This is a genomic window from Alteromonas sp. ABV4_515, from assembly GCF_056160345.1.
This window is the reverse complement of sequence record NZ_JBSWWZ010000004.1, coordinates 42,740-60,027: the sequence shown is the minus strand read 5'-3', so window position 1 is coordinate 60,027 and position 17,288 is coordinate 42,740. Positions and strand designations below refer to the sequence as shown.

Annotated in this window: 17 protein-coding genes; 12 read left to right on the top strand and 5 right to left on the bottom strand. The window is 47.7% G+C overall.

Features of this window, described 5'->3' with window-relative positions:
- Window positions 1-36 precede the first annotated feature (36 nt).
- Together ACXAGX_RS10490 and dnaB are read left to right on the top strand one after the other, a co-directional pair.
- Window positions 37-519: a hypothetical protein gene (locus ACXAGX_RS10490; protein ID WP_474838195.1), complete on the top strand. Its 483-nt coding sequence runs from the start codon at window positions 37-39 to the stop codon at window positions 517-519.
- Window positions 520-655: 136 nt separating this feature from the next.
- A complete protein-coding gene (dnaB, locus tag ACXAGX_RS10485; RefSeq protein ID WP_474824895.1) occupies window positions 656-2,044 on the top strand; it encodes a replicative DNA helicase in 1,389 nt (462 codons plus the stop codon).
- Window positions 2,045-2,132: 88 nt separating this feature from the next.
- Here dnaB and ACXAGX_RS10480 read toward each other — a convergent pair whose 3' ends face one another.
- The 4 genes from ACXAGX_RS10480 to ACXAGX_RS10465 form a co-directional block, all read right to left on the bottom strand.
- On the bottom strand, window positions 2,133-3,272 hold the full coding sequence (locus tag ACXAGX_RS10480; protein ID WP_474838193.1) for an OmpA family protein: 1,140 nt from the start codon (window positions 3,270-3,272) through the stop codon (window positions 2,133-2,135).
- Between the two features lie 107 nt (window positions 3,273-3,379).
- Window positions 3,380-3,814 (bottom strand): secondary thiamine-phosphate synthase enzyme YjbQ, encoded by a 435-nt coding sequence (locus tag ACXAGX_RS10475; protein WP_474838191.1) that lies wholly within the window; start codon window positions 3,812-3,814, stop codon window positions 3,380-3,382.
- Window positions 3,804-4,268: a chemotaxis protein CheX gene (locus tag ACXAGX_RS10470; RefSeq protein WP_070125795.1), complete on the bottom strand. Its 465-nt coding sequence runs from the start codon at window positions 4,266-4,268 to the stop codon at window positions 3,804-3,806. Before ACXAGX_RS10470 ends, ACXAGX_RS10475 begins: the two co-directional genes overlap by 11 nt.
- Window positions 4,258-4,731, bottom strand: coding sequence for a transcriptional repressor (locus tag ACXAGX_RS10465; protein ID WP_474838189.1), 474 nt, complete (start codon window positions 4,729-4,731; stop codon window positions 4,258-4,260). The genes ACXAGX_RS10470 and ACXAGX_RS10465 overlap by 11 nt, the downstream gene beginning before the upstream one ends.
- Window positions 4,732-4,975: 244 nt before the next feature.
- On the opposite strand from ACXAGX_RS10465, the gene nudC reads away from it, so the two are divergent.
- Together nudC and hemE are read left to right on the top strand one after the other, a co-directional pair.
- Window positions 4,976-5,812 (top strand): NAD(+) diphosphatase, encoded by an 837-nt coding sequence (gene nudC / locus ACXAGX_RS10460; protein WP_474838187.1) that lies wholly within the window; start codon window positions 4,976-4,978, stop codon window positions 5,810-5,812.
- Window positions 5,813-6,050: 238 nt separating this feature from the next.
- Window positions 6,051-7,142, top strand: coding sequence for a uroporphyrinogen decarboxylase (gene hemE / locus ACXAGX_RS10455; protein WP_474838185.1), 1,092 nt, complete (start codon window positions 6,051-6,053; stop codon window positions 7,140-7,142).
- A 39-nt stretch (window positions 7,143-7,181) separates the two neighbouring features.
- On the opposite strand, the gene queG is transcribed toward hemE, so the two are convergent.
- Window positions 7,182-8,321 (bottom strand): tRNA epoxyqueuosine(34) reductase QueG, encoded by a 1,140-nt coding sequence (queG, locus tag ACXAGX_RS10450; protein ID WP_474838183.1) that lies wholly within the window; start codon window positions 8,319-8,321, stop codon window positions 7,182-7,184.
- 6 nt (window positions 8,322-8,327) lie between these two features.
- On the opposite strand from queG, the gene ACXAGX_RS10445 reads away from it, so the two are divergent.
- The 8 genes from ACXAGX_RS10445 (at window position 8,328) to hflK (ending at window position 17,286) form a co-directional block, all read left to right on the top strand.
- Window positions 8,328-9,827: an NAD(P)H-hydrate dehydratase gene (locus tag ACXAGX_RS10445; RefSeq protein WP_474824902.1), complete on the top strand. Its 1,500-nt coding sequence runs from the start codon at window positions 8,328-8,330 to the stop codon at window positions 9,825-9,827.
- Between the two features lie 19 nt (window positions 9,828-9,846).
- Window positions 9,847-10,329 carry a tRNA (adenosine(37)-N6)-threonylcarbamoyltransferase complex ATPase subunit type 1 TsaE gene (gene tsaE, locus ACXAGX_RS10440; protein WP_474838181.1) on the top strand — a complete coding sequence of 161 codons (483 nt, stop codon included), beginning with the start codon at window positions 9,847-9,849 and terminating at the stop codon, window positions 10,327-10,329.
- A gap of 50 nt (window positions 10,330-10,379) precedes the next feature.
- Window positions 10,380-11,705 carry an N-acetylmuramoyl-L-alanine amidase gene (locus ACXAGX_RS10435; RefSeq protein ID WP_474838179.1) on the top strand — a complete coding sequence of 442 codons (1,326 nt, stop codon included), beginning with the start codon at window positions 10,380-10,382 and terminating at the stop codon, window positions 11,703-11,705.
- Window positions 11,706-11,729: 24 nt separating this feature from the next.
- Window positions 11,730-13,502 carry a DNA mismatch repair endonuclease MutL gene (gene mutL / locus ACXAGX_RS10430; protein WP_474838177.1) on the top strand — a complete coding sequence of 591 codons (1,773 nt, stop codon included), beginning with the start codon at window positions 11,730-11,732 and terminating at the stop codon, window positions 13,500-13,502.
- The gene (gene miaA / locus ACXAGX_RS10425; RefSeq protein WP_474838175.1) at window positions 13,490-14,431 is read left to right on the top strand and encodes a tRNA (adenosine(37)-N6)-dimethylallyltransferase MiaA; all 942 of its coding nucleotides are present in this window, start codon (window positions 13,490-13,492) and stop codon (window positions 14,429-14,431) included. Before mutL ends, miaA begins: the two co-directional genes overlap by 13 nt.
- A gap of 79 nt (window positions 14,432-14,510) precedes the next feature.
- A complete protein-coding gene (gene hfq, locus ACXAGX_RS10420; RefSeq protein WP_070125785.1) occupies window positions 14,511-14,765 on the top strand; it encodes an RNA chaperone Hfq in 255 nt (84 codons plus the stop codon).
- Window positions 14,766-14,782: 17 nt separating this feature from the next.
- Complete coding sequence (gene hflX / locus ACXAGX_RS10415) at window positions 14,783-16,072, top strand: ribosome rescue GTPase HflX (RefSeq protein ID WP_474838173.1); 1,290 nt, start codon at window positions 14,783-14,785, stop codon at window positions 16,070-16,072.
- Window positions 16,073-16,128: 56 nt separating this feature from the next.
- On the top strand, window positions 16,129-17,286 hold the full coding sequence (gene hflK / locus ACXAGX_RS10410) for an FtsH protease activity modulator HflK (RefSeq protein WP_474838171.1): 1,158 nt from the start codon (window positions 16,129-16,131) through the stop codon (window positions 17,284-17,286).
- The last annotated feature ends 2 nt before the right edge of the window (window positions 17,287-17,288 follow it).

Here is a 17,288-nt window from a genome sequence, read left to right as displayed (position 1 = left end):
CCATTTAAGATTAGTAATAAAAATAAGGAGAAATTGATGTCAGCGCGACACCGAAGCGCAAAGGGGGCTTCCCCACTCATCTGGCTCGGCGTACTTTTTCTTACCGCTTGTACGGCCATTACCAGCTGTGCAGTAAAAGAGCCTGCTAGCGTAGAAGGCACTTGGGTTATTACCTCCAAGGTCGCTCCGGGGATCAGTGCCATGGAGCCTAAAGACGCTAAAACTTTACTAGGCCAATCTTTTCAATACTCAACCGACAATGTAGTGCTTGGTCAAACACAATGTGGGCAAACACAATGGCACGAGAAAAAGCTATCAGAGAAAGACTTTCAAACTGAATATAAAGTGTCTTTTGCGCAACTCGGCATTGTAGCGAATAAAATTTCCCGTTTCGACGTTGAATGTCACGGGGAAAATGTACCGGGTCAATCTGTACTGGTTGCCAGTAAAGAACGTGCTTTCACCCTATGGGACGGTGTTTTCTTTCAAATGGAGAAAACCGAAGCCGTAGTGCAATAATGGCTGTGTTAAACCTGAGAAAGCCAATCATCGTCAGTTATTGGAACGACAAGTTATTAGCTTGATAGCCTAAACACATTGCAATTCGTGCTGATTCACGGACAATATCCTCTTCGAAATTTCGGAAGTGAATATTGTGAAAGTCGTTCCAACCTCAAAAGATAAAAATATCGAAAAGCTGAAAGTACCGCCGCACAGCATCGAAGCTGAGCAGGCTGTGCTGGGAAGTATGCTTATCGATCGCGAGAGTTGGGACAAAGTGGCCGAAGTGGTTACCGATACCGATTTTTACAATCACTCCCATCAGGTCATCTTTAAGGTCATTCTTCATCTTTTAGGTCAAAGTCAGCCGGTGGATTTGATCACCGTGTCTGAAGCACTTGAGCACCGAAACGAGCTCGAAGATGCAGGTGGCTTCGCCTATCTAGCCGAATTGGCAAAGAACACCCCAAGCTCTGCCAACGTGGTTTCCTATGCGAAAATCGTTAGTGAACGCGCAATTACCCGCGAGTTAATTGGCGTAGCTCACGAAATCGCCGAAGTGGGGTACAACCCGGAAGGTCGCGACAGTGCCGACATTCTGGATATGGCAGAGAGCAAGGTTTTTGAAATCGCAGAGAAACGCACAGGGGAGAATGAAGGTCCCCGGGATGTTGACTCGGTGCTTGATAAAACCATCAAGCGATTGGAATCGTTGATTGAAACCAGCAAGGAAGTAACCGGTGTTACCACAGGTTTCAGCGACCTTGATAAGAAAACCAGTGGTTTACAACCTTCCGACCTGATCATCGTGGCTGCCCGTCCGTCGATGGGTAAAACAACCTTTGCTATGAACCTGTGCGAAAACGCCATGATGGCTGAGACAAAGCCCGTGTTGGTTTTCAGTCTGGAGATGCCCTCTGAGCAGATCATGATGCGTATGCTAGCATCACTGAGTCGTGTAGACCAAACCCGCATTCGTACTGCTCAACTGGACGATCAAGAGTGGGCCCGAGTCTCTAACACCATGGCCATGCTGAAAGACAAAGATAACCTGTTTATTGATGATTCTTCCGGCCTGACTCCGATGGATGTGCGCTCGCGGGCAAGAAAGCTAGCCCGGGAGCGTGGTGGCATTAGTTTAATCATGGTGGATTACCTTCAATTGATGCGGGTGCCGTCGTTAAGTGATAACCGTACATTGGAAATCGCCGAGATTTCGCGTTCATTAAAAGCATTGGCGAAAGAACTTGAAGTCCCCGTGGTTGCACTGTCGCAGCTTAACCGTAGTCTGGAACAACGGGCAGATAAGCGCCCGGTTAACTCGGACCTTCGTGAATCAGGCTCCATCGAGCAGGATGCCGACTTGATCATGTTCATTTACCGTGACGAGGTTTATCACGAAAACAGTGAATACAAGGGTATTGCAGAAATCATTATTGGTAAGCAGCGTAATGGTCCTATCGGTACCAGCCGGCTTACCTTCCAAGGTCAGTTTTCGCGCTTTGACAACTATGCTGGGCCCGCTTTCGACGACGAATACTAAGGCTTACACTATCGAAACAATCGATAAATCTACAGACACAAAAAAAGGCGCCAGATGGCGCCTTTTTTAAATATGTCATATTGTCGAATTAACGCTTTTCAGGTACTTCAACAATCGCTGTTACACGGATAGAGATGCGACGGTTTACGCGGTTAGCTTCTGGAGAAGTACCTTCCATCAGCAGTTCACTTTCACCGAAACCTTCCGTGCTAAGACGTGCAGGGTCGATATCGTATTCATTTACCAGAACGTCTTTAAATGCTTCTGCACGACGCTCAGACAGTTCCATGTTGTACGCATCAGTACCTGGAGCAGATGCGTGACCTTCGATCACAGCCTCTGTTTTGCCGTAGCGCTTGAAGAAAGCTACAAAGTCTTCGATGTCGGCAGAGTGCGGTTCAGATACTTCAGCACTTTCGTTGGCAAACAGAACACGCAGGTTGTGCGTTACTTCTTTTTCGTCAAATACAGTACAACCGTCTGCGTCTACTTTGTCGTTCATTGGTGTGTCAGGGCACATGTCTTTGCTGTCTACAACGCCATCGCTGTCGCTGTCAGCTTCAGTCACTACTGCACAACCTGTTGAATCAACTTCGGTACCAGCTGGTGTGTTAGGACACTGGTCAACACTGTTCAGCACGCCATCGCTGTCGCTGTCACCGTCTACAACAGGCGTAGGCTCGTTGTAGTTAGACGTTGTCGCGTTGCCGAATGGGAACGTCAGACCAACTTTAACGCTGTAGTCGTAATAAGAATCATCGATGTCACGATAAGCAGCAACTTCAGTAGAAAGCTTCAGCTTTTCACCGATTGCCCAGTGCTTACCTAAACCCAAGTTAACCAGGTTGTGATCTTCATCGAATTCCTGACGTTTAAGACCACCGAAAATGTACCACCAATCATTAGGCATGAAGTACATCGCGTCTACGCCGAACATAAAGCCAGAAGCGCTATCTTTATTGCTCAGAACTTCCATATAGTCGAGTTCTAGCGCAGTAAATTCACCGCGAACAGCCCAGCTTTCATCAAACCGCCAGCCCATTTCCATGCCAACACCTTTGCCATCATCCAGGTAATCAGGTGCTGGTTTGTCTACGTCAGCATTATAATACATACCGTAAATGCCAAACCATTTATCGTATGATTGAGTTGATGCTTCCTGTGCAGATACATGAGCAGAGGCTGCTAATGCAAAAGCCAGTGCAGACAGTTTAAAAGTTTTGTTCATTTTCACATCCTGTATAACGTTGAGTGATTGATAAATCAATTGGATGAAAGGGTCTTAGCATACGGCGTGCCAACTACAACATTTCGTATATAAGAATTTTCTGGATTTTATCGCCAAAGGCCGTGTAAAGTCGCTAGAATGCGCCGACTGCCACCATTATTGCGATGTTCGCCCATAATGACACCTTGCCAGGTGCCTAGCTGAAGTTTTCCATCCTTTATCGGAATTGTTACCTCGCAACCCAACAAGCTAGACTTGATGTGAGCGGGCATGTCATCCATACCTTCATAGGTGTGTGTAAAAAATTCCGACGTTTCCAATACAGTATGGTTAAACCAGCTTTCTAGATCACTTCTTACCGATGGATCTGCGTTTTCATTAATGGTGAGACTGGCACTTGTATGCTGAAGCCACAAGTGAAGTTGCCCAATCTTTACGTTTGCTAACTCACTGATTGCACTTTCGATATGGTCTGTGATGAGGTGGAAACCCCGTCGAAACGGGGGGAGGGTAATTTCTTGCTGATGCCAGTTACTTGTCAAAGCATATTTCCATGTGAGCCAGTCCTTCGTCACACATAAATGGCATGATGAGCTTGGAACCATCGACCTGGTGGCTAATAGTGTGTTGCTTTCCAGATACTACGATCGGTGTGGCCATGCCAAACTCGAAGCCTTTTTCTGCCAGGTCTCGCTTTGCGTTGCCACAAATCATGTTTGTGACTTCCCCAACCATATCGCCAACTTCCGCGTCGAGCTTCGCAGGACGTTCGCCTACCATACGCTCCATAATGGTCAGCGCCAGTTCCTCATCAAAGGTGATCGACATTGACCCTTTTATCTGAGGCCCTACCATTCCAATTAAGCCGGAAACATCACCTTGCGCTATATCACTTTGTTTACGCTTTGGTTTTCCTGGCTTTAATTTGGTTTGTGCCATGGTTTCCATCACATTTAGTAAACCATTGATGAAAGGATTAACAAACTCAACATTCATGGTGTTCTTCCTCTGGCTCAGAGTTTTCTGCATCCTGACAGTCTGCACAAAGTCCGTGAGCTTCTATTGTTTGTTTGGAAACTTTGAAACCATATTTACTCGCCTGGTTTTCAAGGGTTTCCTGTAAGCCTTCCGACTGAATTTCTGCTACATCGCCACAACTGTCGCAAATAAGGAACTGTACCGGATGGTGGCAGCCGAAATGGTGACAGGCCACGAATGCATTAGTGGATTCCAGTCGGTGTATAAAACCAAATTCTAGTAAAAAATCCAGAGCACGATAAACAGTTGCCGGTTTCGCGCCGGATTCTGTCTCTTTTAATGTGTCCAGTAACTCATAAGCCCCCATCGGACCGTGTTTACCAAGTAAAATCTCGTAAACTTTTTCGCGTAAAGGGGTGAATCTGGCGCCACGCTGTTCGCAATAAGCACGGGCTTCATTAATCAGGGTAGTACTATTCATGACTTTTTACCGACAAATGTCTTTATTATTTATGACATGATAACCCGTGACTGGTTCGGGTTCCTGCCAATGCAGCTGATTTCTATTCTCAGTATAACATTGCGGTGAACCTTAACAATGACAGAGGTGTTTCCGCAATCGTAACAACTATAAAAATACCGGGAAAATCACTATCATGAGCGCCGTGTTTTTGAAATGCCCCTTTAAATAGCAACACAAGTTTAGGACTTTTTAAGGTGAATGAATGATTAAGCCAGTGACAGAGAATCGTCTCGCTACTACACAGGCGTTATGGATTATATTCAGCCGTGACATGTTGCTGGTGAGAAAATCTGACGATGCTTTATTTCAGGGGTACTGGAGTGATATTAGTCTACTCGCCCACCATCAAAGTAGTATTGTAGAATTACCCGCACTATCGGAACATCACGACCTCGCGCATCCCGTTTTTCTGCTCGATCTAGGAGCTGAGCACGTAGAACATGAGTTGTGGGAATTTACTACAATGCGTAGCGTGATGGCTGAAGGTTCAGAGGCACTGTTCAATGTACTGTCGAGAGCTTGGCAATACGTACATTTTCTTCGCACCCATCGCTACTGCGGCCAGTGCGGCGCGCAGATGGAACAGGTGGATTGGGAAATGGCGATGCAATGTCATCAGTGCAAACATCGGGCTTATCCTCGTGTCTCGCCTTGTATCATTGTGGGAATTTATCGCGATAATCAGATTTTGCTGGCTAAGGGCGTTCGTCACAAAGAAAGTGGTATGTACTCTACACTCGCCGGCTTCGTGGAAAGTGGTGAAACTCTCGAACAAGCTGTTCATCGGGAAGTCGAGGAAGAAGTGGGCGTAAAAATTAAGAATCTTTCATACTTCAATAGTCAGCCTTGGCCATTTCCGCATTCGTTAATGATGGGATTTCTGGCGGAATATGACTCTGGCGATATTGTTCCGCAGCCCGGCGAAATTGATGATGCGCAATGGTTTGATATCGATAATCTACCAAAGATTCCACCTAAGCTTTCTATAGCTGGCAAGCTTATAGAGGCGATGATCCAAAGAGACATGGTGAAAGAATAATAAAAAAGCCTCGCTAGGCGAGGCTTCAGGAAGGTTTTAATCGGTCCCTTAAGGGCTTCTTCATTTTTTCTTACTATTATATAAGTCTTCGTGAGAAGCAAGACTAAAGTCTTATGCATTCGTATGCAAAGCGAGTCTTTAGCACAATTTTGGGTAACAGTTGATTTGACCCCGACGCAAGCGGGCGAAATATTGTTATACTCCCCACCAGATTATGATTAAGTTGTAGAGGATTTGCATGTCGGCTAATAGCCCATCTATCGAGCGCCCGGCGCTGAAGAATGACAGATATTTACGCGCGCTACTCAAGCAGCCTATAGACGTTACTCCTGTTTGGATGATGCGTCAGGCTGGTCGGTACTTGCCAGAATATAAAGCCACCCGTGCGGAAGCCGGTGATTTTATGTCGTTGTGTAAGAACGCTGAATTAGCCTGTGAAGTAACGCTACAACCTCTGCGTCGTTTTCCTCTAGATGCCGCTATTCTGTTTTCTGACATTCTCACGATTCCTGATGCCATGGGATTGGGTTTGTATTTTGAAGCGGGCGAAGGTCCTCGCTTTAAAAATCCAATACAGAGTAAAGCTGATATCGATAAAATTGGTATTCCTGATCCGGAAGGTGAGCTGCAATATGTGATGAATGCCGTGCGCACTATTCGCCGCGAATTGAAAGGCGAAGTGCCACTGATTGGTTTCTCGGGAAGTCCGTGGACACTGGCAACTTACATGGTTGAAGGTGGTTCAAGTAAGGCCTTCACCAAAATTAAGAAAATGGCGTTTGCTGAACCTGCACTGCTACATGCATTATTGGAAAAGCTTGCTGATTCTGTCACCAGTTATCTGAACGCGCAAATTGCTGCTGGCGCACAGTCGGTGATGATTTTTGATACCTGGGGTGGTGTATTGTCGCCACGGGATTACAAATTATTTTCTCTTCAGTATATGGCGCGTATCGTTGAAGGGCTTGATCGCGAAAGTGAAGGCCGTCGAGTGCCGGTAACCTTGTTCACTAAAAATGGCGGCATGTGGCTTGAAGCCATTGCTGATACTGGCTGCGATGCTGTGGGTTTAGATTGGACTATCGATATTGCTGATGCCAAAGCCCGCGTCGGTGACAAGGTCGCTCTGCAGGGCAACATGGATCCTTCCATGTTATATGCCCAACCTGAACGAATTGAGCAAGAAGTCGCAGAAATTCTTGCCGGATTCGGCGAAGGGACAGGCCATGTATTTAACCTTGGTCATGGCATACATCTCGATGTACCACCCGAGCACGCCGGCGTTTTTGTTGACGCAGTGCATAAGCTAAGTCGCCAATATCACAAGTAATTGTTACTAAGCGTAAAATTGCGGGAAGGTAGGCGCTAATTACGCGTCTCTTGGTAAGCCTTTCTGAATGACTCTGATTAAACGCTGCTTCTGACGATTGTCGTCATGGGCAGCGTTTTTGTTTGTCTGCTGCTCTATGGCCCAGTCGATGTGTTCTTGAACCAGTTCGCTTACCTGACCACTTCTACTTTCAAGGGCTGAAAGGATAGACTCATCGGCAGCGGCATTTCCCATCGCAACTGCAATGTTGCGTAACCAGCGTGCGTGACCAATACGTCGAATTGGTGAGCCTTCCGTGTTTTTCAGAAACGTCGTTTCATCCCAATTAAACAGGTTAATCAGCGTTTCACCATGCAGTTGGCTTCGAGGGAAGAAGTCTTTCTCTTCAGTGATGTTGCCATAGCGGTTCCACGGGCATACCAGTTGGCAGTCATCACAGCCGTATATTCGATTTCCCATCAAGGGGCGTAACGCTTCTGGTATTGGCCCATCATTCTCGATGGTGAGATATGAAATGCACTTTCTGGCATCGACAGTGTAGGGGGCGACGATGGCCTGGGTAGGGCAAATCGTCAGACATGCCGTGCAACTGCCGCAACCTTCTTCTACGGGCTTATCTACCGGTAATGGCAGGTTGATAAACAGTTCGCCGAGAAAAAACCAGGAGCCCGCTTCTTTGTTTAGTGTGAGGGAGTGTTTGCCTGTCCAACCAATACCGGCTTTCTCGGCTATAGCATGTTCGAGCACCGGCGCGGAATCTACAAACGGGCGATACTCAGTGTGAGCCAATTCAGCTTTAATTTTCTCGCCCAGTTGTTTTAGTCGGTTTCGAAGTACTTTGTGGTAATCCCTTCCCAGGGCATAACGGCTAATGTAACCAATTTTGTCATCAGAAAGGTGGCGAGCAAACGACGCGTCAGGCGGGAGATAGTCCATACGCACACTAATAACCCGCACTGTACCAGGCACCAGTTCTGCCGGGCGTGCGCGCTTTACACCATGGGCTGCCATGTATTCCATATCGCCATGATAGCCGTTTCCCAGCCATTCAAGCAGCTTATCTTCGTGCTGACTAAGATCAACATCGCTGATACCGACCTGCTGAAAACCTAGCGCGCGGCCCCAAGCCTTGATATCGTTTGTTAATCTATTGAGATCGATTGATTGCAACGCGGACATGAAACCATGCTAGACACTAAACTCGCGACAAGCTTATCACACAAACTCTTTCGCGCAGAACAAGTAAGAGAACACGAACGTAAAGCAGCGGAAGATTCCGGCTGCGATTTATCTACGCTGATGGAGCGTGCCGGTACTTCAGTATTTCGTCAGTGTCAGAGCCTGCTCCCGAATACCGATGTTTTTTTGGTCGTAGTTGGGCAAGGAAATAATGCGGGTGACGGTTATATTGCCGCTTTAAAAGCTAAAGATGCGGGTAAACAGGTGCATGTCTGCGCCGTAGAGCCTCATCGAATTCTCGAAGGCGATGCTGGTGAAGCGCAGCGTCGTTGGTTAGATGCTGGCGGTAAAATTGAAGTGTTCTGCGAAGAGCTCCTGGCAAAAGCAGGGCTAATCGTAGATGCCATGTTGGGTACCGGCATTACTAGTTATATTCGCAATGAGTTTGCCGATATCATCGACGCCATTAATGCCAGCGATACCCCTGTTGTGAGTATTGATGTGCCGTCAGGTCTGGATGCCAACACTGGGCAGTCTTTGGGGCGTTGTATCGAAGCTGATGTTACGGTTACGTTTGTAGGCATTAAGCCCGGTTTAACCACCGGTGCCGGAAAACAGTCCTGCGGCAAACTGGTTTACGATGATCTTGGTATTGGTAAAGCCTTTGCAGAATTAGCGCGATCATCGGCCAGTTTGCTGGATATCGAACAGTTCCGTGGTATGGGGCCGCGTGCTGTACACAGCCACAAGGGAACATACGGTCGTTTGCTCTGTGTTGGTGGTAATAAAGGCACTGCCGGTGCTATACGATTAAGCAGTGAAGCGGCTCTTCGCAGTGGTGCGGGCATGGTGCGGGTATTTACGCATGAAACTTCTACCATACAAGTAAGCGCTGGTCGTCCAGAGTTAATGGTTACTGACAGCGATCTTGAAGATGCGCTGAAGTGGGCAACCTGTGTGGTGATTGGACCCGGGCTCGGACAAGACGATTGGGCTGAATCGGTATTCACCACGGTAATGAAGCACTGTCAGACGCATCCTAAGCCCATGGTACTGGATGCGGATGCACTGAATTTGCTTAATCGTGCGGCAACGGCGTACACCATTAACGACTGTATTTTAACCCCTCACGCTGGCGAAGCGGCCCGCTTGCTGGGTGTGTCGGTAGATGATGTAGAAGCAGAACGATTCAACTATGCACGTCAGTGCGCTCAGCGTTATCACGCAACGTGTGTGCTGAAAGGTGCAGGTACCATCATTGATAACGAGAGAAAGACCTGGGTGAGTAAACATGGGAACCCTGGTATGGCAACGGCTGGCAGCGGTGACGTATTAAGCGGCATTTTGGGGGCATTGTTGGCGCAAGGACTGTCTCGTGATATTGCGGCTAAATACGGTGTCACAGTGCATGCGAAAGCGGGTGATGATCTGGCTGACTTGTATGGTCAGCGTGGTATGATTGCCAGCGATTTATTCGATGCCGTGCGCATGCTCATCAACCAGTAGTGAATGTTAAACTGAACTTATGCCTTATCCAGAACTCTCCTTTACGTCTTCATCACCCGAAGAAACCGCATTTGTCGCTGAAACGTTGGCGGACGCGGTCAGTCAGCAGCAGCTAGCGACCGGCTTGGTTGTCTATCTGGAGGGCGATTTGGGCGCGGGTAAGACAACGTTCAGTCGTTACTTTATTCAACGGCTAGGCCATTCAGGTAATGTTAAGAGTCCCACTTATACACTGGTTGAACCGTATGAGCTGGAAGACGTATCGGTGTATCATTTCGACTTATACCGGCTAGCTGATCCTGAGGAACTGGAGTTCATGGGGATTCGGGATTACTTCCGCGAAAAGGCGGTCTGTTTAATTGAATGGCCGCAAAAAGGAGCTGAATTCTTGGCTTCTGCGGATTTAGTGATTAGTATTAACTCACATAATGATGGACGAATATTATCGGTTACTGCCCGTTCAGAGGCAGGTAAAGCCATTATTGATGTACTAGGTAGCTGACTCTTTAAATAAAATAACAAAGTCAGTAAGGGTAAATTTCAGGGTTAATTATGTTGCGCGTAATCATACTCACAATCTGTGTGTGGTGTCTGGCGAGCGCTGCCTGGGCACAAAATCAGATCAGTAGCGTTAGGGCTGCGCCTTCTGGCGACAGAACCCGTTTGGTACTTGATCTGAAAAGTGCGCCAGAATATACCTATTTTTCACTCGAAAGCCCTTACCGGTTGGTTATTGATTTAGCTGATACTGGCAATAACAGCGATTTATCCAAGGCGGATATCAGCGGCGATCTCGTTCGCCGGGTTCGCCATTCCACACCAAAAAATGAGAATGCCGCTCGCATTGTCGTTGAGTTATCTCGCAAGGCTGCACCTTCCGTTTTTCCGGTTGAGCCTGATGGACCCTATGGTCACCGCTTAGTTGTCGACCTTATTGACTCAAAGCCAACCTATACTCAAACCCCCAGTGTCGTGCTCGATAGCAAGAACAATAGTCGCGATCGCGACATTATCATTGCCATCGACGCTGGACACGGTGGGAACGATCCTGGTTCTATTGGCCGTGCTGGCACGTATGAAAAGCACATTACGCTAAGCATCGCCAAATATCTTGAAGATATGGTAAATGCCCAGTCGGGAATGCGTGCCATCATGACGCGAACAGGCGATTACTATGTGGGACTGAATAAACGCCCTGAAATTGCCCGTAAAAGTAAAGCCGATCTGCTTATCTCTATTCACGCTGACGCGTTTACTACCGCTGGACCGCGTGGCGGTTCGGTGTGGGTATTGTCTATGCGCCGGGCTGATACTGAATTAGGTCGCTGGCTGGAAAGAACGGAGCAACATTCAGAGTTATTGGGTGGAGCCGCTGAAGTCATTTCCGATAATGCCAGTGAGCGTTATCTGGCTGAAACGATTCTTGGGCTGTCTATGGACCACTCCATGGCGTCGAGTTACGACCTGAGTCAGAAAGTGATTAAGGAGCTTAAGGGCGTCACTCGCATGCACAAGTCTTCGCCGCAGGCTGCAAGCCTTGCTGTACTGACTGCACCAGATATTCCCTCTATCCTGGTTGAAACGGGTTTTATCAGTAATCCGCAGGAAGAAAAAAACCTGAACTGGAGTGATTACCGGGAGCGTCTGGCATCATCCATGTTCAATGCTATTAAAACCTATTTCCGCCAGGTGCCGCCCGACGGCACCCTCTGGGCAGCAGAAAAGTCGCGGAATCTCATTCATAAAGTCAGACGGGGTGAGTCTTTATCCTTGCTGGCCCAGCGCTACAATGTCAAAATCAGCACTATCAAAGCCGCTAATAACTTAAATAGCGATACCGTTCAGATTGGTCAGGAACTGACCATACCGCGAACCTGAAAGTAACCAGTTACAGGATTTCCCTTGCCTATACAGCTACTCCCACCACAGTTGGCTAACCAGATTGCGGCTGGCGAGGTGGTAGAAAGACCTGCCTCCGTTGTTAAAGAACTGGTTGAAAACAGTTTGGACGCCGGTGCAACCCGTATTGAACTGGATATTGAAAAAGGCGGTCACAAGCGCATTCGTTTACGTGACAACGGCAACGGTATTATTAAAGATGAGCTAGCGCTCGCATTAAGCCGCCATGCAACCAGCAAAATTGCCACGCTGGACGATTTGGAAAGTATTTTATCGCTTGGTTTTCGTGGCGAAGCGCTTGCCAGTATCAGTTCGGTTAGTCGTTTGATACTCACCTCTAAGCCAGAAGCGCAAGAGCAGGCCTGGCAGGCACACTGCGAGGGGCGGGACATGGCTGTGAGTCTTAATCCGGTAGCGCACCCGCCAGGTACCACAATTGATGTTGCAGACTTGTTCTACAACACCCCGGCCAGACGAAAATTTCTGCGTACCGAGAAAACTGAGTATCAGCATATTGAAGATGTTATCCGTCGGATTGCACTCAGTCATCCTGCGGTGTCGTTTATTCTTAAACACAACGGCAAAGTGACTAAGCGTTATCAGACATCATCCTTAGACCATCTTACCCAGCGCATTGCTGCGGTGATGGGGCAGAAGTTTCTGACCAATGCGATACATGTGAAAACAGATTATCACGGTATGCAACTGGAGGCATGGCTGGGCAATGAAGCCATGTTGCGAAGCAGTACGGATGGGCAGTTCAGTTTTGTAAATGGTCGCGGTATGCGTGATAAACTCATCTTGCACGCAATTCGTCAGGCATATGAGAGTGTGTGGGGCGTATTAGAACAACCCTCATTCGTGGTTTACCTCACTGTTGATCCCCGCGATGTAGACGTCAACGTACATCCTGCAAAACACGAAGTGCGTTTCCAGCAAAGTAGGCTGGTACATGATTTTATATGTAAAACCGTGGCTGATGCGCTTTGCGACGGTGATGAGAAAACGCAAACGCGTTTCGACGAGCCCGAACACGACTATATTCGCCCCTTAACACCCGTTACCTCAACGTCGCCGGTTCCGGCGTTTGAGCAGCGTCAGGCGGGGTCGCCAAGCTCGCCGTCTGGGGTTGGCGGGTCATTTCGTCAGCCTACCGGTGGCGGGAGCAGCAGTGGGCGCTATCCGCCAACACAATCAGGGTCGTCGAAGCCCTCCATCGCCGATTACAGCGAGAGCTATACGGCCTTGCTGACATCGCAGGCAAATATTGGTGACACAGTAAACTTGCAATATCTTCAAATAAATGAATATATAAGAATTTACTGTCATAAAAACAGCTGTTTGCTATTGTCTATAAACGCTATAATTGGCCCTTGGGTCGAGCAAAATATTATCGCGGCTGGCGCCTCACAACCGCTACTCATGCCTGTCTCCGTCGCTGACGATGGTGCTATTAGCCAGGACACGGTGGAATTACTTCGGGAAGGCTTTTTTGAAGTAAATTTGGTTGCGGGGAAGTATCGTTTGCAGCAGGTGCCGGCAGGTTGCAGGCATTTCCCATGGGTTAACTGGTTTCCGCAAATACTCGCATCAAAACAGGAAACGCTAGGTGGTGTGCTAAAATCCGTGAGTAATACCGACACCTTGCCTAGCGACATCATTGCTGCGGTTTGGCATGATTTTGACCAAAATGCGGAAGCAGAGAAAATTGTCACGCTGGAAGCCCATGGACGCAGGCAGTCCATAGATAGCCTGATTGAGAAATGGCCCGAATGAAAAGTAAAGACGATATGAAGCCTGTCGTAACAATTATGGGCCCGACCGCTTCCGGTAAAACCAGTCTGGCTCTAGCGTTGTCACAGCAAACACCATGTGAAATTATTAGCGTTGATTCTGCGCTGGTTTATCGCGGTATGGATATCGGAACCGCAAAGCCAACGGCTGAAGAACAAGCCATCGCGCCGCATTGGCTTATCGATATTATCGACCCTAATGAAAGTTATTCTGTAGCAGAATTTCACAGTGACGTGGGTACACTGATTAACGACATTCACCAGCGCGGCAAATTGCCTGTTTTGGTGGGTGGTACGATGATGTACTTTAATGCCTTGATAAATGGCATTTCGCCCTTACCTAGTTCAAACGATGAGGCAAGAGCGCGTATTGCCCAGGAAGCCGAGGCCTATGGATGGAACGCCTTACACGACGAATTGACTCGTGTAGACCCTGTAAGCGCAGCTCGTATTCATCCAAATGACCCACAGCGCCTGACCCGCGCTCTGGAAGTATATCGGTCTACCGGGCGTAATCTGACAGACTGGCAAGCAACTAAAGGTGAGCCTTGTCCGTTTAATGTCACACAATTTGCCATTGCGCCGGAAGACAGAGCGGTTTTACACGGTCGTATTGAACAACGATTCGATATGATGCTGGAAGACGGCTTTATAGACGAGGTCAGAAGTTTATTTGCCCGGGGTGATCTACACGAAGATTTACCCTCTATACGATCTGTAGGATACCGTCAGGCGTGGCAGTATTTGCAAGGGCAACTTGATTACGCGGAAATGCGTGAACGAGGGATAATAGCAACACGTCAGCTTGCTAAGCGTCAGCTAACCTGGTTAAGAGGCTGGCCTGAAGTCGAATGGCTTGACACGTTTGCTAACGATAACTTAACTAGAGTTATGTCAAAAATCACACTTTAACTGTTGGAGTGTGTTATACATTAAGCGCGGTGACAACTGTATAGTTTGTCATGGAAATAATAAAAACTAAGGAAATCAAATGGCTAAAGGGCAATCACTACAAGACCCATTCTTGAATGCGTTAAGAAAGGAGCGTATTCCCGTTTCCATCTACCTGGTAAACGGTATCAAACTTCAGGGGCAGGTTGAATCTTTCGACCAGTTCGTGATTTTGCTGAAAAACACAGTAAGCCAGATGGTATATAAGCATGCCATTTCTACTGTTGTGCCTTCTCGAGCTATCACTATGCCCAGTTCAACCCAAGGGGACTCTGACAATAGTAAAAGTGAATAATACAAAAGGTACATTGCTTGTTTGACCGTTATGAAGCCGGTGAACAGGCTGTTCTTGTTCATGTAAATTTTGCTGACGAAAGCAGTAAAGAAGATCTCGCTGAGCTTGAATTGCTCGTATCTTCTGCTGGAGTGAATGCGGTAGACGTACTTACGACGTCGCGCAGTGCACCCCACGCCAAGTATTTCGTTGGTTCAGGTAAAGCCGAAGAGATTGCTGCTTCTGTGAAAGCGCATGATGCGAATGTAGTGATTTTCAATCATGCGTTGTCGCCGTCTCAGGAACGGAATCTCGAAGCTATCTGTAAATGCCGGGTACTAGACCGTACTGGCTTGATCCTCGATATCTTTGCGCAACGTGCGCGAACCCATGAGGGTAAATTACAGGTAGAGCTGGCGCAGTTACGGCATATTTCAACCCGACTCATACGCGGATGGACACACTTAGAGCGCCAGAAAGGCGGGATAGGTCTGCGTGGACCGGGTGAAACACAGCTCGAAACTGACCGCCGGCTCTTACGTGCCAGAATTAAAGCCATCCTGCGCAGGCTGGAGAAAGTCCAGAAGCAGCGGGAGCAAGGCCGTCGTTCGCGCAAGCGCGCCGAAATTCCAACCGTCTCTCTCGTTGGCTATACCAATGCCGGCAAATCAACTATGTTCAATACCATAACGGATTCTCACGTTTATGCAGCCGATCAGCTATTTGCAACGCTTGATCCTACACTGCGTAAAATTGAACTTAAGGACGTGGGACCGGCTATTCTTGCTGACACAGTAGGGTTTATTCGTCACCTGCCTCACGATTTAGTTGCTGCGTTTAAAGCTACGCTGCAGGAGACGCAGGAAGCCGATTTACTCCTACATGTGGTAGATGTTGCGGAAGCTAACTATCGTGAAACGATGGATGAGGTGAACGCGGTTCTTGAAGAAATTGACGCAGATGACATTCAACAATTAATAATCTGTAATAAGATTGATAAACTTGATGAAATTTCTTCGCGTATAGATAGAGATGAGGACGGTGTGCCTACCCGGGTATGGGTATCGGCACAAACCGGCGAAGGACTCGATTTATTGAGCCAAGCGCTGACCGACTGTCTCGGTCAAAGCATGGTGAGCTATACATTACGAATTCCGCCTGCACAGAGCAAATTACGTGGTGTATTGTACGATTTAAATTGTATTGCCAATGAAGCTTACGATTCTGACGGTGACTGGGTAGTAGACATTAAAATGCCTGCTGCTGATTGGAACCGTTTAGAGAAACGATTGGACCAGGGGTTATCCCATTTTGTGGACCATCATTGACAAACGCTTAAATTAACGACAGTTTTCAGATAAATAACCAATTATGGAGTATCAGCATGGCTTGGAATGAGCCGGGTGGCAAAAATAATGACCCGTGGAAAAACCGCGGCGGTCGAGATCAAGGGCCCCCGGATTTGGACGATGTGTTCAAAAACCTGTTTGGTAAGTTCGGTAAAATGGGCGGCGGCAGCGGTGGTTCTGGTAAAAGTCTTGGCACAGTTGGTGCTGGAATTTTAATTGGACTGTTGGTCGTTATCTGGGTCGTCAGTGGTTTCTATACTATCCGCGAATCAGAACGTGGTGTCGTGCTTCGCTTTGGCGAATATTATAAGCAAGTCGACCCCGGCCTGCGTTGGAAGCCAACGTTTATCGATTCTGTTATTCCGGTAGATGTAACTTCTATTCGTGATCAGGCGTCTAGCGGTTCCATGCTGACTGAAGACGAAAACGTTGTTCGCGTTCAAATGGAAATGCAGTACCGAGTTGTCGACCCGTACCGTTGGACATTTGCTGTAACGAGCCCTGAAATGAGTTTGAGTCAGGCCTTAGACAGTGCAATTCGTTACGTTGTTGGTCACTCTCAAATGGACGATGTACTTACAGATGGTCGTGAAGTTACTCGTCAGCGAGTGTGGGAAGAGTTGCAGTCTATCCTTGAACCCTATGATCTGGGTGTCACGATTACTGACATGAACTTCCGCGATGCGCGTCCACCTGAAGAAGTAAAAGATGCATTTGATGATGCTATTGCCGCGCAGGAAGATGAACAACGTTTCATTCGTGAAGCTGAAGCTTATGCCCGTGAAATTGAGCCTCGCGCCCGTGGTCAGGTTAATCGCATGAACGAAGAAGCACAGGCATACAAAGAGCGTGTGATCCTAGAAGCGCAGGGTGAAGTGGCACGATTTGCTGAGCTTCTGCCTCAGTACGAATCCGCGCCAACGGTTACCCGAGAGCGTATTTATCTGGAAACCATGGAAGAAGTGCTTGGTAAAACAAGCAAAGTGTTGGTCGACACCAAAGGTGGCAACAACATGATGTATTTACCACTGGATAAAATGATGGAACAGCGTTCGTCGTCAACTTCATCTCCAGCAAGAAGTTCAACAACACCTTATCAGTCGTTACCGATGTCGTCTTCGGACAACAGCGGCAGACCTTCAACGGTAAATTCTGGTATTCGTGATAGCCGTTTTGGAAGTGGGGGAGAATAACA

Bases quoted from the DNA above. Each gene is read 5' to 3' on its own strand.
- ACXAGX_RS10465 (WP_474838189.1), bottom strand. From the start codon at position 4,731: ATGAATAGTACTACCCTGATTAATGAAGCCCGTGCTTATTGCGAACAG.
- nudC (WP_474838187.1), top strand. From the start codon at position 4,976: ATGATTAAGCCAGTGACAGAGAATCGTCTCGCTACTACACAGGCGTTA.
- tsaE (WP_474838181.1), top strand. From the start codon at position 9,847: ATGCCTTATCCAGAACTCTCCTTTACGTCTTCATCACCCGAAGAAACC.
- ACXAGX_RS10435 (WP_474838179.1), top strand. From the start codon at position 10,380: ATGTTGCGCGTAATCATACTCACAATCTGTGTGTGGTGTCTGGCGAGC.
- ACXAGX_RS10470 (WP_070125795.1), bottom strand. From the start codon at position 4,268: ATGAATGTTGAGTTTGTTAATCCTTTCATCAATGGTTTACTAAATGTG.
- ACXAGX_RS10480 (WP_474838193.1), bottom strand. From the start codon at position 3,272: ATGAACAAAACTTTTAAACTGTCTGCACTGGCTTTTGCATTAGCAGCC.
- miaA (WP_474838175.1), top strand. From the start codon at position 13,490: ATGGCCCGAATGAAAAGTAAAGACGATATGAAGCCTGTCGTAACAATT.
- hflK (WP_474838171.1), top strand. From the start codon at position 16,129: ATGGCTTGGAATGAGCCGGGTGGCAAAAATAATGACCCGTGGAAAAAC.
- hfq (WP_070125785.1), top strand. From the start codon at position 14,511: ATGGCTAAAGGGCAATCACTACAAGACCCATTCTTGAATGCGTTAAGA.
- queG (WP_474838183.1), bottom strand. From the start codon at position 8,321: ATGTCCGCGTTGCAATCAATCGATCTCAATAGATTAACAAACGATATC.
- hemE (WP_474838185.1), top strand. From the start codon at position 6,051: ATGTCGGCTAATAGCCCATCTATCGAGCGCCCGGCGCTGAAGAATGAC.
- ACXAGX_RS10490 (WP_474838195.1), top strand. From the start codon at position 37: ATGTCAGCGCGACACCGAAGCGCAAAGGGGGCTTCCCCACTCATCTGG.
- ACXAGX_RS10445 (WP_474824902.1), top strand. From the start codon at position 8,328: ATGCTAGACACTAAACTCGCGACAAGCTTATCACACAAACTCTTTCGC.